An 18,561-nucleotide genomic window follows, 5' to 3' on the forward strand; every position below is an offset into this window, starting at 1 on the left:
AATCACTGCCTTTTTACTGCTGCTATTTTTTAATTCGTTTATCGCTTTTTCCCAGGAGAACACTTGCAAGCTCAGGTTTAGACTTGGAACTAGTTTGTCATTTTGGAGTGATGATAATACGATTGAAGGCTCTATATGTAAAGGAGGACGCTTGCGGATAACATGTGAGTTAATTCAGAATGGGTTATATGTCTGGAAGAAAAACGGAGAAATTATTCCAAATGAGAATAAAGAATTTATTTATACTTCTGAAGCAGGTGTTTATACTGCTGAAGTTCAGACAACTGGCTGTAAATATGTGTCGCCTAAAATTACTTGTAAAATCCATGATCAATTAGAAAGTTTCGGAATCACAGTTTATAATGTACTAAGTTATCCTAAACAGAATGAATATGTGATATGTGACAAGGGAGAAACATTTGCCCCAGATCTTAATGCTATATTTTATGGAGAAGTACTATATCAATGGCAAAAAGATGGAGTAGACATAGAAGGTGCTACCAATAAATCCTTCCGTATAAAAGAATCAGGAATTTATAATGTCAGAGCTCTGCAAGGTGAGTGTAGATCTAACTCGAAACCAGTTAAAGTTACTATAGCAGATAAAAAAGTGGCGAGCCCGATGCAATTCTCTCAGGGTTATTTTTTCTATTTTAAGCCAAATGATACCTTAAACCTTTGCGAAAATACCAATATAAGACTGTCGGGATTTAATAATTTCGGAGAGTATAAGTGGTATAAAAATAATGAGCCTGTAAAAACTGATGGAAAACGTGTAATTGATATTTCTGAATCTGGTACTTATTATTATGAAACTAATATGCCCGGAGGTTGTGCAACTTCGTCCGACAGAATAGTGGTGAATTTTAACAAACCTACTTATAAGCCTTTAATACAATTAAGTAATGCCATATTAGGCTGCAATTCGCAGTACCTGACTCTATTAAATAATGCTTTCTTCTATAATCTCCTCACCAACTCTGATGCGCCGTTTACTCATTCGTGGTCTGGCAGTGATGGTAGTAAGCAATCTGGGTGGAGCGTTCCTATTAACTCCTCTGGAAGCACTACCTATAGTGTAACCAGTACCATAGGTAATTGTATAATAAACTCAGGTTCATTTACTTATGATATTGATTCGGGTAAAGGCTATCGCCTGGAGAATCCCTTACTTGAAAACGGGAAAATTAACATGTGTGGTGGCAATCAGCCAGTCTTAAGACTGCCGGGCAATATCACTTCAAACTATACTATTCAATGGTATAAGGATAATTTACCTATCGCATCAAACCCCCAATTTCTGGTAGCCAGAGAAAGCGGTAAGTATCATGCAATATATACACCGGCCAATACAGGGTGCAAAAAATATACAGATACAGTTGAAGTAATAATGACGAAAGTGCCTGCTAATCTAATTACTCAACAAATAATTAATTGTGATGATAAACTTTTAGTGGAAAAAGAAGACGGTATTGGATACGCCTGGAAAATGGACGGCAAATTGATAAATGGTGCCAATTCTCATGAATTATTCCCGGCATCATCAGGTAATTATTCACTTGTCTCCAATAATGGTTATTGTTCTTACGAGTCTAATAAAATTTTTATCGAAATAAAGGGTAAATCTCGTCTGGCGGAAAAGAATATTTATTGTGAAAATGACACACTGAAACTGAAAGCACCGGAAGGGAATTCTTACTTATGGCAAGGACCAAATAATTTTTCGTCTCAATTACAAAATCCTCAGATAAACAATATTAATGATAAGAACTCCGGATTTTATAGATTAATGGTCTCTACCATAGGTTGTACATATAAAGATAGTGTATTCATAACGGTAAATGAAAAACCTGAAATTTCAATTGAAAGGGCAGATGAGTATTGTTTAGGAAAAAATATTACAATGATTGCCAGAGTTTACAACGGATATAGTTATTGGTTAGATCCGAAAGGAAATGTAGATAAATCTCCTGTTTTAACTATTAAAAATGCAACCAGAGCTCATAATGGTGTTTACACAGCTACTGCCTTAACGTATAACACTGGTTGTGCAACAATCATAAGCACGGAAATTAAATTGAATGAAGGTATTTGCAAGTCAATAGATTTATTTCAACCTATAAAAAATCTATGTGCCAATGCTGAAAATGAATTAGTGTTTAATCTAGACGGGCCGTTTTCGCCGGATGAAAAGTTTAATTTGTACTACATTAATTCTTTAGGAGAGAAAACTTTTCTAGCTAATGCTAATAAAAGCCCTCTCAAGTTTAAGGCAATTAATCCCTTGCCTGATAAACTCATAATTGAAAGCTCTGTAAGCAAAGTTCGTTCAAATATTATCGCAGTTCGTTATGATGTAATCTCTTATCATATTAGCCGCGACTTTACACAAGTCTGTACTGGATTTAGCGTACCACTAAGATTAGACTCCATTACCTACAGATTTGATAAAATTCAGTGGTTGAAAAATAATCTAGCTATTGCTGGAGCGAATGGTTACTCTTATAATGCAACTGAGTCGGGTAATTATTGGGTAAGAGTAGAAAGAAATGGTTGTAAATCTCTCGATAGCGATAGTTCAAGTCACAGAGTTGCAGTAAAAATTGGTGAGATTTCAAAGCCATATATCGGTACTTATTATGCCACTGCCAATGTTTGCAATGGTTATTCTGTACCGTTAGATATGAATTGGTATAGAATAATTAATAAAAAATATCAGTGGCAATTAAATGATGTTGATATCCCGAATGCAGTTGATAGTTTTTACTTAGCAAAGCAGGCGGGAGACTATTCCCTTAAAGTCACCCAGGGTACATGTGAAGCTATTTCGTCAAAAGTCAGAGTTACACTTAATATGTTGTCGGCGCCGATCATTAGTTCATCCCCTTACGGTGCAAATCAAAATGGGGTTACTGAAATTTGTGATGGTAGTGAAGTAACACTTTCCTCAGCTACTTACCTAGACTATAACTTTAAGTGGAACGATTGGACACCAAAACCTATTGAGGGAGTAAGATTTCAGTGGCAAAAAGATAACATAGATATCCCATCAGCCAATAATTTTGAATACAAAACTAAGGAAGAAGGCACTTACCGATTAAAAGTTTTTCAGGGAGATTGTATGGCCATATCTGCAACCATTGTTATTAAAAAAGGAAAGCCTAAGGGACTAAACCTATACGAATCATGGGGAGGAGATTGTATTGGAGAAAAAAAATCAATAAGTGTTAGTATAAATAGTGGTATAACTAGTGTTTTAGGGTGTAGTATTTTTAAAGATAATAAATTCTTTAAAGAGACTATTACGAATGAATATTTTACAATTGAAGAATCAGGAAACTACCATGCAACAATAGAATTTAAGATACCTAACTCTGCTGCCACTTGTGTGCTTTATTCTGATACGCTGAAAATAGCATTTAAAGATAAAATTATTAATTATAATCTGGCATATAATTCAAGCATGACTACTTGTCTGGATAGCATACCTATAACAGGAATGCCGCTTGATAAGCTTTATAACCCAAAGTATCAATGGAAATTTAATGGACAGGTTATCCCCAACGATACCACTTATATACTAATGGCTAAGCAATCCGGAGTGTACCAGCTAGAAACCAAAAGTAGTTTAGGATGTGTATATGAATCAAATCCTGTAAAAGTAGAATTTAATAAATTGGAGATAGCAATTGATAAGCCCGATTGCGTCTGTTACAATAAGTTACCTTATTTATACCCCAGAATTAAAAGTATTGACTCTTACTATACCATAGATAATACCTATGTAACTAAAACACTTGGATATGAATGGCAATTTGAGGGTGTAAATATTGGAAGCTACTATGGGCAAGGAGTTACAAAATCAGGTAGCTATACATTGATAGTAAAACAAGGTACTTGTAATGCCAAGGCAACAGTTAATATTGAGATTATAGAAATACCCCAAAACCTAATCCCTAATCAAGATAGTTTATTTCTATGTCCAAAAGGCAGTGTTACTTTTAGTGCCCAACAAGGTAATTTTACTTATACCTGGTTAAAAAACAATCAGCTTTTCGATAATAATCAGACACAAACGATTAAAACCGCTTCCGAAGGAACTTATAAGGTTTGGATAGAAAAAGAAATATGCGGAGTAATGAGTAACTCCATCGCGGTGAAAGAAAAAATAATTCTCCCTACAGCTGCTATTAGGGGCAATAAAGAACTCATAAACGGAGATTCAGCCAAAATAAAGGTTGATTTTACTTCTTTACCGCCCTGGACAATTAAATTGACCAATAATCAGGAATTTACAGCGCATAACACCCCTTTTGAATTTGCAGTAAGACCTTTGCAGACAACTGTCTACGAATTAGCGTCTGTCAAAAATGATTGTGGTGTCGGTACAGTAAGCGGCAAAGCTGAAATAAGGATTAATATTTTAGGTAACGAGGAGTTAGCCGGAGCAAAAATTAAATTGTTCCCTGTACCAACACAGGGTATTTGCCAATTGTCAGTCGAAACGGTTATACCTGAGAAATTAAGTTTTCAATTGCACAATGTTGAGGGTAAAATGATAATGAAATCAGAAGAGACTACTATAGGTAATATGTTTAGCGAAACAATTAATCTGGAGTCATTACCTGCTGGTATTTATTTGCTAAAGATTAAAGTGGGTAATAAGATTGTAAATCGGAAGATTGTTAAAGGGAATTAAGGTTAGCTTATAACAAAACAGCCCAATAGTTCGCGCTATTGGGCTGTTTTATTATCTAATATTATTATCAGAACCTCTTAAAATCATCATCCTCCTCGTCATCAAACTTCATTTTATTTGGGTCAAACATACTGTCGAGAAGGTCTTTAAATTGTAAACCAGTATCAAGTGCCTGTTTGCTGATTAATGAATATTCGGCTAAACCATGTAGCGCAAATTCCATCATGAATAACTTGTCGTTTTCGTTTAATCTTGGATGGAAGTTTTCAACCAATTCATCTAAACCATCAATGGTTTTCAGTCTTGCTTTATATTCGCGGTCTGTTAGGTCGTTTAAGAAATCAATTACATTGCCTTCGCCAAACCAGGTTGATACCTGTTGGAAGGGATTTTTTCCTGATTTCTTTTTCTTTAATGTCTCCGGGTTTGGAAAGTATTTCAAAAACTCCGTACGCATCGCTTTGCCAATCAGGCTTTGCGCTACATAAACAGGTCCTTCCACCTCACCTTCATACACTAACTCAATTTTCCCATTGATTGCTGCAATAGCTCCATAAATATCAGATACACGCGCATGAACATTTTTCTCACCATTAATTAATGAGCGTCTTTCGGCCGAACTTAAAAGATTTTCGTAAGCAGAAATCGTCATACGGGCTGATACCCCACTTTTTGCATCTACGTATTCACTTTGACGGGCTTCTACGGCTATTTGCTCTATCAGGTCTTTCAATATATCATTAACGGCAATTTTCTTTTGCTCATTTTTAATGATAGCTTCCTGCTCAGTAATCCTACGCCCTGTCTCAATTGATTTCGGATAGTGCGTCACAATCTGGCTATCAATACGGTCTTTTAGCGGGGTTACGATACTACCACGATTGGTATAATCTTCAGGGTTAGCGGTAAACACAAACTGAATATCCAACGGGATTCTCAGTTTAAATCCGCGAATCTGAATATCCCCCTCTTGCAGAATATTGAATAAGGAAACCTGAATACGTGCCTGCAAATCAGGTAATTCGTTGATAACAAAAATACAACGGTGCGAACGCGGAATCATACCAAAGTGAATTACACGTTCGTCAGAATACGGAAGTTTTAATGTAGCGGCCTTAATAGGGTCAACATCACCAATTAAATCAGCAATGGACACATCAGGTGTGGCTAGTTTCTCATTATAACGTTCGGCACGAGATAACCAGCTGACAGGTGTGTTATCACCTTTTTCAGTAATCAGGTCTTTAGCGAATCTTGAAAGTGGTTCTAAAGGATCATCATTTAGCTCTGAGCCCTCTACCACAGCCACATATTCATCCAGGAGATTTACCATCAAACGGGCAATGCGTGTTTTCGCTTGTCCACGAAGACCAAGTAAATTTATATGGTGCATAGATAAAATGGCTTTTTCTACATCCGGAATAACAGTGTCTTCATATCCCCAGATGCCCGGGAAAACCACTTCTTTATTTTTGAGTTTTTCGATTAAGTTGTCTCGAAGTTCTTGTTTAATGGATTTCGGGCGATAGTTACTGGCTTTCAGTTCGCCCAAGGTTTTAATCTTTAATAAGTTTTTGTCGAATCCCATAATGCGTATGATGCTAATTTTCTTTAGTTTAAGCTATATTAGAAATCTGCCATAACCGTGCAAGGAGGTTGTCAGAATATGTTATTTACAAGACAAAATGAAACCTGCCCTGATAGAATAACGGATTTACAGAAGAAATGGTTTGTCTGGTTATTTCATTTCGGTAAAATATCTGATTTTAATAAAGAGAAACAGGAATAACAAAAAAGGTTCGATTCTAGATTAGTAGAACCGAACCTTCTATAAAATACGTAAAGTTTATTTTAGCTGCATTGTCCTAAAATGACCCATAAAATAATGAAAACGATAATGGTGCCGAAGCAACCGCCACCTAATTTCTTTGCCCCATAGCCAGCTAATAATCCTCGCAGTAAATTATTCATATCTTTATCAATTTTGTGGTTTAAAATATCATGTATATACGATAGAAAAAATCAGTCCTCTAAACAGATTGCCGGAGACTGGGGCATTACTTCCACAAATTATTTCATCAAAAACAAAAGGGATTTTTTTGTGGAAAAAATTCCCGAATCAAAATTGATTAATTAAAGCCTACTCCGTATTTATTTCCTAGTTCTTGCAAGGCATTTACCGTTTCCGGAAGTAAATTAAGCCCACTTTCCAATTGTTGTTTTTTCAACTCTAATCCCCTTGTTCCAGGCATTCTTACTGGTTTATCAAGGTGAATAGGTATTGAGTTCAAACATTGATTCTTGAAATACTCAGTTTCTCTCTTAAATGCCTCTTCTCCCGAAAAGCCTTTCGGACTAATGATTTGCAAGTAAACCGAAGCACCCCAAAGTGTTGGCATTTCAGACCTGCCATGCCCACCAAGCGCACTGGTAAGCGCTTCAATCATGATGCCTAAGCCAAAGCCTTTATAACCACTATCAAGTCCACCTAATGGAAGTATCGAGCCGGGAGGAGTAGCAAAGAATGCAGCAGGGTCGTTAGTCGTATTCCCTTGATTATCTAAAATCCAATCATGAGGAAGCTTCTCCTGAGTACGATGTGAGCGAGTCACTAAACCATTAGATGTGGCAGACATACTCACATCAATCATAATCGGGTCTGACTCTGTTGGGATACCAACCGCCAAAGGGTCTGGACTGTAGACAGAAGTAAGCCCTCCGAATGGAGCAACTGTCTTGTTTCTGGGGTCAGAACAAGCCAATAAAATCATAAAGCCCTGTCGGGCTACTTTTTCTAAATAAGCAGCCAAACAAGCTATATGATGTGATTTTTGTATGGTAACAATACCCGTTCCGTATTGCGCTGCTCTTTTGCAGGCTTCTTCAATGGCTTTATTCACCAACCATGGGCCAGGCAAATAATTACCATCTAAAGCTAAAACTGCTCCCATATCATTGAGCAACTTAGCTTCACCGACTTTGGTCATTGAATCCTTTTCGAGTTCAGCCACATAAGCGGGTAATAATTGGAGACCATGCGTACGATGTCCCAATAATTCTCCCTCTAACAATATATCAGCTATATGAAAAGCTTTTTCCTCATCTAAACCAGCTTGCTGTAATACCGTTTGACTGAACTGTAAGAGCGCCTGCGAATCTCTCATAATAGGTTAAGCAATGGCTTTAGCTACAGAAGATTTCATTTTTTCAATACCCAATTTAGCAGCTACCAAAGCATCCATCTTCCAGTATTCTTTGTTAAATATCTCCAACGATAATATAATTGGTGTCTTCTTAGCATGCAATTCTTTTAGTATCTGGGTAATAGGGGCAACACCATCACCGGGTAATATACGATCACCATCATTAATTGTTTCTCTTGGAGGTACTCCCGGATAATCGTTCATATGGAACATCTGAATAGACGATCCACTGGCAGTTCTTAAACTATTAAAATTGGAACCTCCTTTATGTAAATGATATACGTCTGTTAATACACAAGCTTTAGGGTGACCACTTTCAGAAGCAGCAAACAAAACTTCTCCAACTAAGTGCAGATTAGTCGAGAAGCCCCACATCTCTAATTGAGGAATTACGCCAAAATTATCGCTTACTTCCAATAATTTACCGTATCTTTCTGCTATCGCCTTTAGGTCAAGTACCTTGCCGGTAGTAGCACCAAAAGGCGGGGCTGCTATACGTTTACAACCAATTTCGGCCAGCATGGCCATTTCTTTTTTATTTTGCTCCAGTGCTTTTTCGCGCTCTGTTGCATCATCCACTATCCATTTAGAAAAACCGATGGCGTCTTCAATGGTAATGCCTAAATCTGCGGCTTTTTTCTTTACATCTTTCAATTTGCCACCTTGTTGTACATATTTTTCAACGGTGCTTACCCATACTTCAATGGCATCATAGCCTGCTTTGGCGGCCGTTTCTATTTCGCCCATCAAGCCAAGATTTTGTTCTCTGATGGTACTGGTATTCAAACTGAATTTAAAATTATGTGCAGCTTTTTTCTCCGAACCTGCCATGGCTTCCGGCAGACCTAAGCCTAATCCTGCTCCTACAGCCAGCGAGTTTTTCAGTAAGTTTCTACGAGAGATAGCGTTTGTTTCCATTGGTAGTCTTAATAAGTATAATATGATTGAATGATAGTGTTGTAAAGATAACGCGATAAGATTGAGTTTTCAAGCAAATAAGAACTTTAATGTCGCGCTTGCATGTATAGAAGTGTGAAACGAACACTTAATTTATATGAGAAGGATTAAAAACAAAAAAGCACGAGTACCATTGACTCATGCTTCATGTATACAAATGCTTAATGCAGAAAATCTATTCTTCCTCAACCATTGCTTTTTCCGGGAATGTAGTATTGACAAGGGCTTGCACTTTTGGGCCGATAAGCAAAATACAAGGGATTACTACCGTGTAAGACATAGCCCAGGAGCGTAGCCAAATGCTCAAAAACTTCTCAACAAAACCTATGTTGACGCTAATGAGCGTAAAGGAAATGATTCCGGTAGTGATAACGCCCATAATTAAACCGAATGCTATTCTCTGTCTCATATCTTTATTAATTAAGCGTGTAAAGTGGGATTCATCGCCAGTAAAGCCTCTTCTGGCGCACTATGGAATAGTTTATAAAAGTCAGCCGTGCGACCCACGTGAATTTCATAAGTATCTGTTTCAAAAGCTTTCAATAAATCTTCTGCTACAGCCGCGGGAGAGATGCCATTAGCTCCGCCTATAGCCTGTGAGAAATCGGTATTCACTAATGGAGGCATTAATTCAAATACTTTTACGGGTGTTTTAGCCAGATACAATCTTAACGATAGCGTATAAGAGTGTAATGCAGCCTTACTGGCACCATAAGTAGACAAGATATGATTTGGTGCAAATGCTACAATTGATGATACATTCACAATCGCGGCTTCTTGCTGTTTTTTGAGTAAAGGTAAAAGCTTTTCATTCAATCTGATGATTGATAGATAATTAGTGAGCATTTCGGTTTGTGCTTTTTCAAACGTACGGTCAGTTTCTAGTAGGTTATTCAAAAAGGCACTTCCTGCATTATTGACTACTACATTCAGATTCGGGAAATCTTTATAGAGTATCTTTACCAAAACATCTACATCTTCTTCTTTACTTACATCTCCTGCTAAGGGAGTTACATTTTGCAGTATCGCCGCTGCTTTAGCCAGGCGTTCTTCGTCTCTGCCAACAATAATTACATGATTGCCCTGTTGACTAAAAAGTCTGGCTATTTCAAAGCCGATTCCGGCGCTTCCTCCTGTTACCAGGATAGTATTCTGTGTTGTTTTCATTTTCGTTTGTTGTTTAATACTTTAATATCAGACAAGTGCTTACACCATGCGCATAAACCGTATTGTCTTTGTCAATTAATTGGGCTTCTACCAGGGATGTTCGTCCACCTGCGTGAATGATTTTACCCACAGCATGAAGTTCTTCTATTTTATTGGTCACAGCTTTCAGGAAATTTACTTTTAGTTCTAAAGTTGTATAGCCAGAGCCTGCTTCAAGTATCGAGTGTAAAGTACAACCCATAGCCGAATCAAGAATGGCGGAAATTACACCCCCATGTACACTGCCAATGGGGTTATAATGAAACTCTTGCGGCTGAAAAGAGAAAATAACTTTTCCTTTTTCCAGATGTGTAGGCTTAAAATCAAGTGTATGCAGTAGGGGAGGAAAAGGAATTTTGCCCTCACCCATCGCCTGTAAATATTCTAAACCTGACATTGTTAAGGCTTGCTTAGCACCCTCCAGCGGATTATCCCATTGGAAAGTTCTTTCTCTGTTCGTAGATGTCATAATCTTGTCTTTTTATACCGTTCGGTATATTATTTATTAAAAAAATAAGCGTAAGCTAAATACGCTAACTCAAATCTCTGATGATTTTTTCAACCGATTGCATTACTGCTTTTCTATAATTTAGTTTGCCTGTCAGTTTTGTAATCATGATTCCGCCTTCGATCATCGCAATCATCGTCAAGGCTGTTTGCTCGACATTTACATCGGCTCTAAATTCTTTCGCGTCAATACCTTTCTGAATGAGTGAAATCAATTTGCTTTTCCAACCATTAATGGCATTGGCCGCCTTTTCTTTTAAAGCCGGGTGCGTATCGTCTGCCTCAATAGCTGTATTCAAAATAGGGCATCCACCTACTGGAAAGGGATATTTCAAGAAGTTTTCATAGACATTGGCATATACCAATAATTTATCCTGTATAGTTGTTTGCTTACGAATTTCCTGACTGATAATATCATCGACACATTTCAGATTATAATCAAAAGCTGCTAAAGCTACTTCATCTTTATTGGTGAAATTGCCGTAGATGCTACCCTTCGTTAAGCCTGTAGCATCGGTAATGTCATTCAACGAAGTGCCGGCATATCCTTTTATATTAAAGATAGGTGCCGTTTTTTCAATAATGAATTCTTTTGTCCTTGCTGCTTTACTCATATCAGTGTCATATTGATGATGCAAAATTATACCAATCGGTATAATTTTGCAAGTATTATTTAATATTTTTTATTGAGGGAATTTTTGAATTGATTTAAACGGTTGATAATCAGAAGATTATTTTACAAGCAATGGCTCGAAATGATTCAGCTTTTCATCAAAAACAACAAATTTAGCAGGGAAACCAACAGCAATCTGTCCGATATTTTGTTCCATACCCACAGCTTTTGCTGCACGGATGGTAGCCATTTTGATAGTTTCTTCCAGGCTGATGCCCACTTTCTGAACAGCATTTCTTACGCCATCTGCCATTGAGATAGCTGCCCCTGCCAGATTGCCTTCTGAGTTACGGTATTGCCCGTCTTTCAGATAAGCATCAAATTCTTCCCATTGGAAATGGGTAACTTTATTACCTACAAATAGCGCATCAGAAATCAGAAATAGTTTGTCTTTCTTAATTGTGTAAGCAATACGAGCAGCACCAATATGACAATGATGACCATCCAGAATAATAGGAGCATATACTTCAGTATTATAGAATGTAGCCCCTACTACTCCCGGTTCACGATGTCCCATCTGGGTCATGGCATTATAGAGGTGAGTACATAAGCTAATACCTTTATAATAGGCATGTTGTGCCTGTTTAAAAGTAGCATTTGAATGCCCCAACGAAAGTTTTATACCACTATCTAATAATAAATCTAATTGTTCATCTGTGAAGTTTTCAGCGGCGATGGTCATGATTTTTATCACATCTTTGCCGTATTTGATAATTTCCTCTAGTTCAGCATTAGTCGGTTTTCTTACATAAGCAGCCAGATGCGCACCACGTTTAGCTAAATTGAGAAAAGGCCCTTCCAGGTGCATACCTAACACCCCCGAATCAGGGTTTTTCTGCATGAAACTTTTAGTAGCCTCTATGCCTTTCAGAATATTTTCCAGAGGCGAAGTTATCAGGCAAGGCAATACATGCGTAGTGCCTAAAGCCAGACTCGATTCGTAAATATCCTGTATAGTTTCTTCGGTGGCGTATTTCGTAAAGTAGTGTTTTTCGCCACCATTGATATGCGTATCAATAAAGCCTGGCGCAATCTGCTTGCCTGCCAGATCTATAGTACGGGTACTTTCGAACCCAAAATTCTCCAGAGGCTCTATGGCTTTAATCAGGCCGTTTTCAATAATAATCGTTTGGTTTTCAAGTACTTCGGTGCCGGTATGAATAGTGGCATGGGCAATAGCTGTCTGCATAAGAAGAATAGTGGTGATTTTTTTGCAAGTTAGGAAAAAATGACTTCATGACAGCCGCTTATATTACATATAATTCTGCCATCTTGTCAGTAAATTTCGTATTGGCAAAAAAATTGACGAATTTTGCAAAAATAAAATTGTGTTTAAAAATGGCAGAGAATAAAGAAGGTCAAGAAATAAACGACGAACAAGTAGAAAATTTGGCAGAAGAAACAGTGGCAGAAGGTACAGAAACCGTTGAAGGGGAAGATAAAGTGGCTCAACTAGAGGCGCAAGTGGCCGAAGCTAAAGACAAATACCTACGCCTATACGCTGAATTCGAAAATTTCCGTCGTCGCACAGCTAAAGAAAAAATTGAAACGATTCAGAATGCCTCTGAAGGATTGCTCAAAGAATTGATTCCAGTGATTGATGATTTTGAACGTGCCAACAAGTCTTTTGAGAGTGTTACGGAAGTAGAACCTTTAAAAGAGGGTATCGCTTTGATATTTAATAAACTACAGAAAACCTTAGCCGCCAAAGGTTTGAAACCGATGGAATCGAAAGATGCAGATTTTGATGTTGAATTACACGAGTGTATCACACAATTTGCCGCAGGAGATGATAAGAAAGGAAAAGTGATTGATGAGGTAGAGAAAGGATATTTTCTGAATGATAAAGTAATCCGCTATGCCAAAGTGGTAGTGGGTAGTTAAGATATTAGATTTATTAGAATAATAGTATTAAGATGAGTAAATGGTGAATGAGTTTTACCCATTTACTCATCGCATTTATATACAATCATTATGGCACAAAAGAAAGATTATTACGAAGTATTAGGGGTAAGCAAAAACGCTACGGAAGATGAGCTGAAAAAAGCGTATCGGAAACTGGCTATTCAATATCACCCTGATAAAAATCCGGGAGATAAGGTAGCGGAAGAGAAGTTTAAGGAGATTGCTGAGGCCTACGGAGTATTATCAGATGCCGAAAAACGTCAACGTTACGACCAATACGGTCATCAGGGCATGGGTAGTGCTAGTGGATTCGGTGGTGCCGGGGTGAACATGGAAGATATTTTCAGTAGTGTATTTGGCGACGATAGTCCGTTTGGGAGCTTCTTTGGTGGAGGTGGCCGACGTGGTAGTGGTGGCCAACCTGTACGCAAAGGGTCAGACCTACGTATCAAACTGAAACTGGATTTAGAAGAAATAGCCAATGGCGTTGAGAAAAAGATAAAAGTAAAACGCTATGTTTCTTGTAATACCTGTAGTGGAAACGGTTCGAAGAATGGTAATTCACAAAAGACTTGTCAGACCTGTAGTGGTTCGGGGCAAATCCGTAAAGTGGTAAGTACCATGCTTGGACAAATGGTTTCTACCAGTACCTGTCATACTTGCCAGGGTGAAGGTAAAGTAATTGTAGAACGTTGTGAGGTTTGTTTTGGTGAAGGTCGTATATTGAACGAGGATTTAATCTCTATCAAAATTCCAGCAGGGGTAGGTGAAGGGATGCAGTTATCTATGACAGGCAAAGGAAACGTACCAACCCGTGGGGGTGTAGCCGGAGATTTGCTGATAGTAATTGAAGAAGAAGAACATCCGGAGTTGAAACGTGATGGCAATAATATCATTTATGATTTGAAATTGAACTTTGCCGATGCTGTATTAGGTAAAGAAACCGAAATACCAACTATTGGTGGCAGAGTAAAGATTACTATCAAAGCAGGTACTCAACCAGGAGAAGTTCTTCGCCTGAAAGGCAAAGGTTTAAAAGAAGTAAACAGTTACAGCACGGGCGACCAGTTGGTACATGTAAATGTTTACACCCCAACCAGTGTAAATAGTGAAGAAAAGGCAATGCTCGAAAAACTCCGGGAAGCACCAAACTTCCAGCCAAGAGCTACCAAAAGCGATAAAAGCATTTTTGATAGAATGAAAGATTTCTTTCATTAAAATATAAGACAAATCAACCCTCCTTCAATAAGGAGGGTTTTTTGTTTTCCCCATTTCCCGCATTTAACATAATTTAAGTGCGATTTTTTCTAAACTCTGCCCTAAATTCTCTATTTTTGAGCCATCGTTCTGATTTGGGATTAGAATTTACCCCCTGAACTAAGCAATTATACATTTATTCACTATCAAATGAACAATTTTAAGAGGCTCAATAATATCGTTGGCTGGGCAATATTTGCCGTTTCATTGATTTCTTACACACTAACTGTTGAACCTACGGCAAGTTTCTGGGATTGCGGCGAATTTATTGCCTGTGCCTACAAACTACAAGTACCTCACCCTGCCGGAGCACCCTTCTTCTTATTAATTGGCCGAATGGCTTCATTATTAGCCGGAAGCGACGTAACTAAAGTAGCTTTGATGATAAACATGGTGTCGGTTATTTCGAGTGCATTCACCATTCTTTTCATGTTCTGGACAATTTCTTTGCTGGCGCGTAAAGTATTCGGTAAAAGGGGAGAGGAACTCAATTCAACAGAAACTATCCTGGTTTTAGGCGCAAGTGCTGTGGGCTCGTTGGTATATGCCTTCTCTGATTCTTTCTGGTTTTCAGCAGTTGAAGCAGAGGTATATGGTATGTCATCGTTCTTTACGGCTATTGTAGTCTGGGCTGCTTTCCGTTGGGAATTAATAGAAGATGAATCAGATGCTAACCGCTGGTTGATATTTGTTGCTTATCTGGTAGGTCTTTCTATTGGTGTTCACTTATTGAACTTGGTTACGATTCCTGCTTTAGCCTTGATTTATTATTATAAAAAGACCAAAAAAGTATCGTGGAAAGGTGGTATCATCGCCTTTTTGATAGGGATGGTGGTTTTGGCTATCATCAACGTCGGAGTTATTACTGGTATCCCTTCTTTAGCATTTGGTTTTGAAAAATTGTTTGTGAATACTTTCGGTCTTCCATTCAGTTCTGGTAGTTTGTTCTTTGTAATTTTATTGATTGGCGCCTTGGCTTACGCGATTTTCTATACCAATAAAAAAGGTATGGCCGTTGCCAACACTGCCTTAGTAGCCTTTGCTTTTATTTTGATTGGTTATTCAAGCTATACCATTGCCTTGATTCGTTCGAACTATAACCCGCCAATCAACGAAAATAATCCGAGTAATGTATTAAACTATGTTTCGTACTTGAAACGTGAGCAATATGGTAGCCGCCCATTATTATATGGCCCGGTGTTCACAGGTAAATTGGAGTCTATCGAAAACGGTGACCCTATTTACAAAATGGGTAAAGATAAATATGAGGTATACGACCATAAACCTAACTATATCTGGGGGCCAAACAGCGAAAGCTTATTGCCACGTATGTGGAGTACTGATGCAGGCCACCAGGCTATCTATCGTCAGGAGATGGGCTTATCTCCTGAACAGAAACCTACGCTAGTTACTAATGTGATGTATATGTTCAAACGTCAGTTGGGTTATATGTACTGGCGCTATTTTACCTGGAATTTCTGGGGGCGTTCTAGCGATATTGAAGGAGCTGGCCCAACCAATATTACTGAAACCAAAAATAACTTGCCTCCAGCTGTAAAAGAAAACCGAGGTAGAACCAACTTTTATGGTTTGCCTGTAATACTGGGTATTCTAGGTTTATTATACCATTATTTCCGTCGTGAGCGTGATGCTCTGGTGTTATTGTTATTGTTCGTGTTCACAGGAGTTGCCTTAGTAGTATTCCTGAACGCGCCACCGGTTGAACCTCGCGAACGTGATTATATCTACGTAGGTTCATTTTATATCTGGGCTATCTGGGTAGGCTTAGGCGTAATGGGTATATTTGATTATGTACTTAAGTTTATCAAAAATACACAGACAAGAGCTATTTCAGCCACAGCAATTGGATTGGTTGTACCTTTAATCATGCTTCCACAAGCATGGAGAGGCCATGACCGTTCGAATCGCTACCATCAGGTTGATTTCGCTAAAAACTTATTGAACTCTTGTGCCAAGGATGCCATCCTATTCACAGGTGGTGATAACGATACTTTCCCGCTTTGGTATGTGCAAGAGGTAGAGGGTTTCCGTACTGACGTACGTGTTTGTAACCTGAGCTTATTAGGTACAGACTGGTATTGCGAACAAATGAAACGCAAAACCTATGAGTCTGACCCATTACCAATTTCGTTTTCAACAGATCAATTATTAAGTGGGGTAAATGACCAGATTCCTTTTGTAGAGCGTTTGCAACAACCGATTAATCTGAAAGAGTTTTTAGAGCTAGTAAAGAAAAATGACCCTGCCATTCAGATTCCTCTGACAACAGGTGAAAGCATTAACTCATTGCCATCAGACAGCTTGTTCCTGACTTATAATGTAGAAGACGTGAAGAAATTGGGCTTTGTTGGCAAACAATACGAGCCATATTTATCTGGCCAGATGGTTTGGAATATCGGCAAGCGCGATCTATTGAAAAATGATTTGATGCAATTAGAAATGATTGCCCAGAATAACTGGAAGAGACCAATCTATTTTGCAGGTACTTTGGCTACTGATAATTATCTGAACTTAAGAGATTATATGCAGTTAGAAGGCTATGCTTACCGTCTAATGCCTTTCAGAGTAGCTGCCGGAGACGATGGTTTTGTAAATACCGACGTGATGTATGAAAACATGTTGAAGAAAATGTCATGGCGTGAAATGAACAATCCAAAGGTATATTATGATTCGGAAACTTATCTGAAAGTACCTATCGTTACAGCTCGCCTGGCTTTCTTACGACTAACTGATCAATTGGTAAGAGAAGACAAAAAGGCAAAAGCCAAAGAAGTATTAGATTATGCTAATAAGGTTTTACCTGATAATACGATTCCATACGACCAGTTATGTACCAACTACGTGATGTATTATTTCGAAGTAGGCGATAATAAGAAGGCGATGGAAATTGCAGAAGTAATGACTAAGCGCGCTGACGAGAATCTGAAATACTTTACAGAGAAAGCACAAAGAACAAGTGCTGAATGGATGCCTGATAATGTACAACAGTTTATCGAAGTTAATCTTCGTAACCTGCAGATTATAGCCAATGTTTGTAACCGGAACGGCCAAGCTGAAGCGGCTAAAAGGTATGAGGCAATCTATAATAAGTATTATTCAAAACTGAACTAGTCGATTCAGGCTCATATAAAAATAGAGGCATCAACGACGCCTCTATTTTTATATCCAGCCAAATATCCAATAAGTAATATAACCGATTACTTCCCGGAATATTAATTGAAGGTCTGCCATTGAGCCACCGGCCGGAAGAAAATAAGTAGGAACCCATTGCCGCTCGGACGAAAGGTAATTGGAGCCATAAGGAGTAATCTTAATACCTGCTTTTTCGAAACAGCTGATAGCTCGCTTTAAATGAAAGCCTGATGTAATGAGGATATAACTTTGATTCGGAAATTGTTTTTTTAGAATTGTAGCTGAATTTACAGCATTTTCGTGGGTATTAGTAGAGCGATCTTCCAGATAAATATCATCTTTAGGTACGTCGCTAACCATTAAATATCGAGCAATTTGGTCTATTTCACGCGAAGTGGTTTTGCGCAGAATAGGAACCTCCCCACCACTGATGAGTATTTTTTTAATTTTACCGAGCTTGTATAATTGAAGCGTTTGTCCAATTCTGTCGCTTGTACCTCCCAGATAGGTATTCTCTGCAGGTTGGCGGGTGGTATTAATAGTACCTCCTGTCAGGATAATACCAATATCATGAGGCTTGACGGTAGAAATAGCTGTAGGAGGAACTTCCCACCACAACAAAATTTCGTTGGTAATAAAGGGGCTTGAGAAAATGTAGAAAAAAAATAGTGTAGCAATAACCATTTTTCGCGATTTGGTACGATTTTTTGTAGAGATAGCATAAATTAATAAAATACAGATGATACCTGCGGGCATCAGAAAGAAAGTCAGTATCTTTGAGACAATATGAAACATAGCTTTTCGTTAAAAATGGAGTTGTATTTCAGACATTAACAAGTTTTTAACAGAAACTGATAAATTAAGCACTTATCTTTGTTGGTAATGTACTGAAATGTATGATGAGTTTTGAGAAGAGAAGCAATGAGGCGTAACTTTGGTAAATGTGTCTAGTAAATATCAAACGGGGCCGCCCGGCGGTAAACTGCCCTCATTGCCATTCC

The 18,561-nt window shown here is 38.1% G+C and carries 13 protein-coding genes; 4 read left to right on the forward strand and 9 right to left on the reverse strand.

The window, feature by feature from the left end; translation table 11 throughout:
- The first annotated feature begins 94 nt into the window (after nucleotides 1–94).
- Nucleotides 95–4,699 (forward strand): T9SS type A sorting domain-containing protein, encoded by a 4,605-nt coding sequence (locus tag D0T08_RS22625; protein WP_158561334.1) that lies wholly within the window; start codon nucleotides 95–97, stop codon nucleotides 4,697–4,699.
- A 67-nt stretch (nucleotides 4,700–4,766) separates the two neighbouring features.
- Here the strand turns inward: D0T08_RS22625 and D0T08_RS22630 are convergent, their stop codons facing one another.
- The 8 genes from D0T08_RS22630 to nagA form a co-directional block, all read right to left on the reverse strand.
- Nucleotides 4,767–6,287, reverse strand: a complete 1,521-nt coding sequence (locus D0T08_RS22630; protein WP_116985026.1) for a magnesium chelatase — start codon at nucleotides 6,285–6,287, stop codon at nucleotides 4,767–4,769.
- A 541-nt stretch (nucleotides 6,288–6,828) separates the two neighbouring features.
- A complete protein-coding gene (locus D0T08_RS22635) occupies nucleotides 6,829–7,863 on the reverse strand; it encodes an Ldh family oxidoreductase (protein ID WP_116985027.1) in 1,035 nt (344 codons plus the stop codon).
- 6 nt (nucleotides 7,864–7,869) lie between these two features.
- Nucleotides 7,870–8,820, reverse strand: a complete 951-nt coding sequence (locus D0T08_RS22640; RefSeq protein ID WP_116985028.1) for a sugar phosphate isomerase/epimerase — start codon at nucleotides 8,818–8,820, stop codon at nucleotides 7,870–7,872.
- 214 nt (nucleotides 8,821–9,034) lie between these two features.
- Entirely contained in the window at nucleotides 9,035–9,268 is a 234-nt protein-coding gene (locus tag D0T08_RS22645; protein WP_116985029.1) for a DUF2798 domain-containing protein, read from the reverse strand.
- Between the two features lie 11 nt (nucleotides 9,269–9,279).
- Nucleotides 9,280–10,026: an SDR family oxidoreductase gene (locus tag D0T08_RS22650; RefSeq protein WP_116985030.1), complete on the reverse strand. Its 747-nt coding sequence runs from the start codon at nucleotides 10,024–10,026 to the stop codon at nucleotides 9,280–9,282.
- Nucleotides 10,027–10,039: 13 nt separating this feature from the next.
- The gene (locus D0T08_RS22655; protein ID WP_116985031.1) at nucleotides 10,040–10,534 is read right to left on the reverse strand and encodes a PaaI family thioesterase; all 495 of its coding nucleotides are present in this window, start codon (nucleotides 10,532–10,534) and stop codon (nucleotides 10,040–10,042) included.
- 64 nt (nucleotides 10,535–10,598) lie between these two features.
- Nucleotides 10,599–11,186 carry a TetR/AcrR family transcriptional regulator gene (locus D0T08_RS22660; RefSeq protein ID WP_116985032.1) on the reverse strand — a complete coding sequence of 196 codons (588 nt, stop codon included), beginning with the start codon at nucleotides 11,184–11,186 and terminating at the stop codon, nucleotides 10,599–10,601.
- Between the two features lie 117 nt (nucleotides 11,187–11,303).
- Complete coding sequence (nagA, locus tag D0T08_RS22665; protein WP_116985033.1) at nucleotides 11,304–12,434, reverse strand: N-acetylglucosamine-6-phosphate deacetylase; 1,131 nt, start codon at nucleotides 12,432–12,434, stop codon at nucleotides 11,304–11,306.
- Between the two features lie 149 nt (nucleotides 12,435–12,583).
- Here nagA and D0T08_RS22670 point away from each other — a divergent pair, with 149 nt between their 5' ends.
- From D0T08_RS22670 to D0T08_RS22680, 3 genes are all read left to right on the forward strand, one after another.
- On the forward strand, nucleotides 12,584–13,129 hold the full coding sequence (locus tag D0T08_RS22670; protein ID WP_116985047.1) for a nucleotide exchange factor GrpE: 546 nt from the start codon (nucleotides 12,584–12,586) through the stop codon (nucleotides 13,127–13,129).
- A gap of 90 nt (nucleotides 13,130–13,219) precedes the next feature.
- The gene (dnaJ, locus tag D0T08_RS22675; protein ID WP_116985034.1) at nucleotides 13,220–14,368 is read left to right on the forward strand and encodes a molecular chaperone DnaJ; all 1,149 of its coding nucleotides are present in this window, start codon (nucleotides 13,220–13,222) and stop codon (nucleotides 14,366–14,368) included.
- A 189-nt stretch (nucleotides 14,369–14,557) separates the two neighbouring features.
- Entirely contained in the window at nucleotides 14,558–17,539 is a 2,982-nt protein-coding gene (locus D0T08_RS22680) for a DUF2723 domain-containing protein (protein WP_116985035.1), read from the forward strand.
- A gap of 48 nt (nucleotides 17,540–17,587) precedes the next feature.
- On the opposite strand, the gene D0T08_RS22685 is transcribed toward D0T08_RS22680, so the two are convergent.
- The gene (locus tag D0T08_RS22685) at nucleotides 17,588–18,355 is read right to left on the reverse strand and encodes a YdcF family protein (protein WP_116985036.1); all 768 of its coding nucleotides are present in this window, start codon (nucleotides 18,353–18,355) and stop codon (nucleotides 17,588–17,590) included.
- Nucleotides 18,356–18,561 lie beyond the last annotated feature (206 nt).

The sequence above is a fragment of the Emticicia sp. C21 genome (assembly GCF_003418935.1).
Classification (GTDB): domain Bacteria; phylum Bacteroidota; class Bacteroidia; order Cytophagales; family Spirosomataceae; genus Emticicia.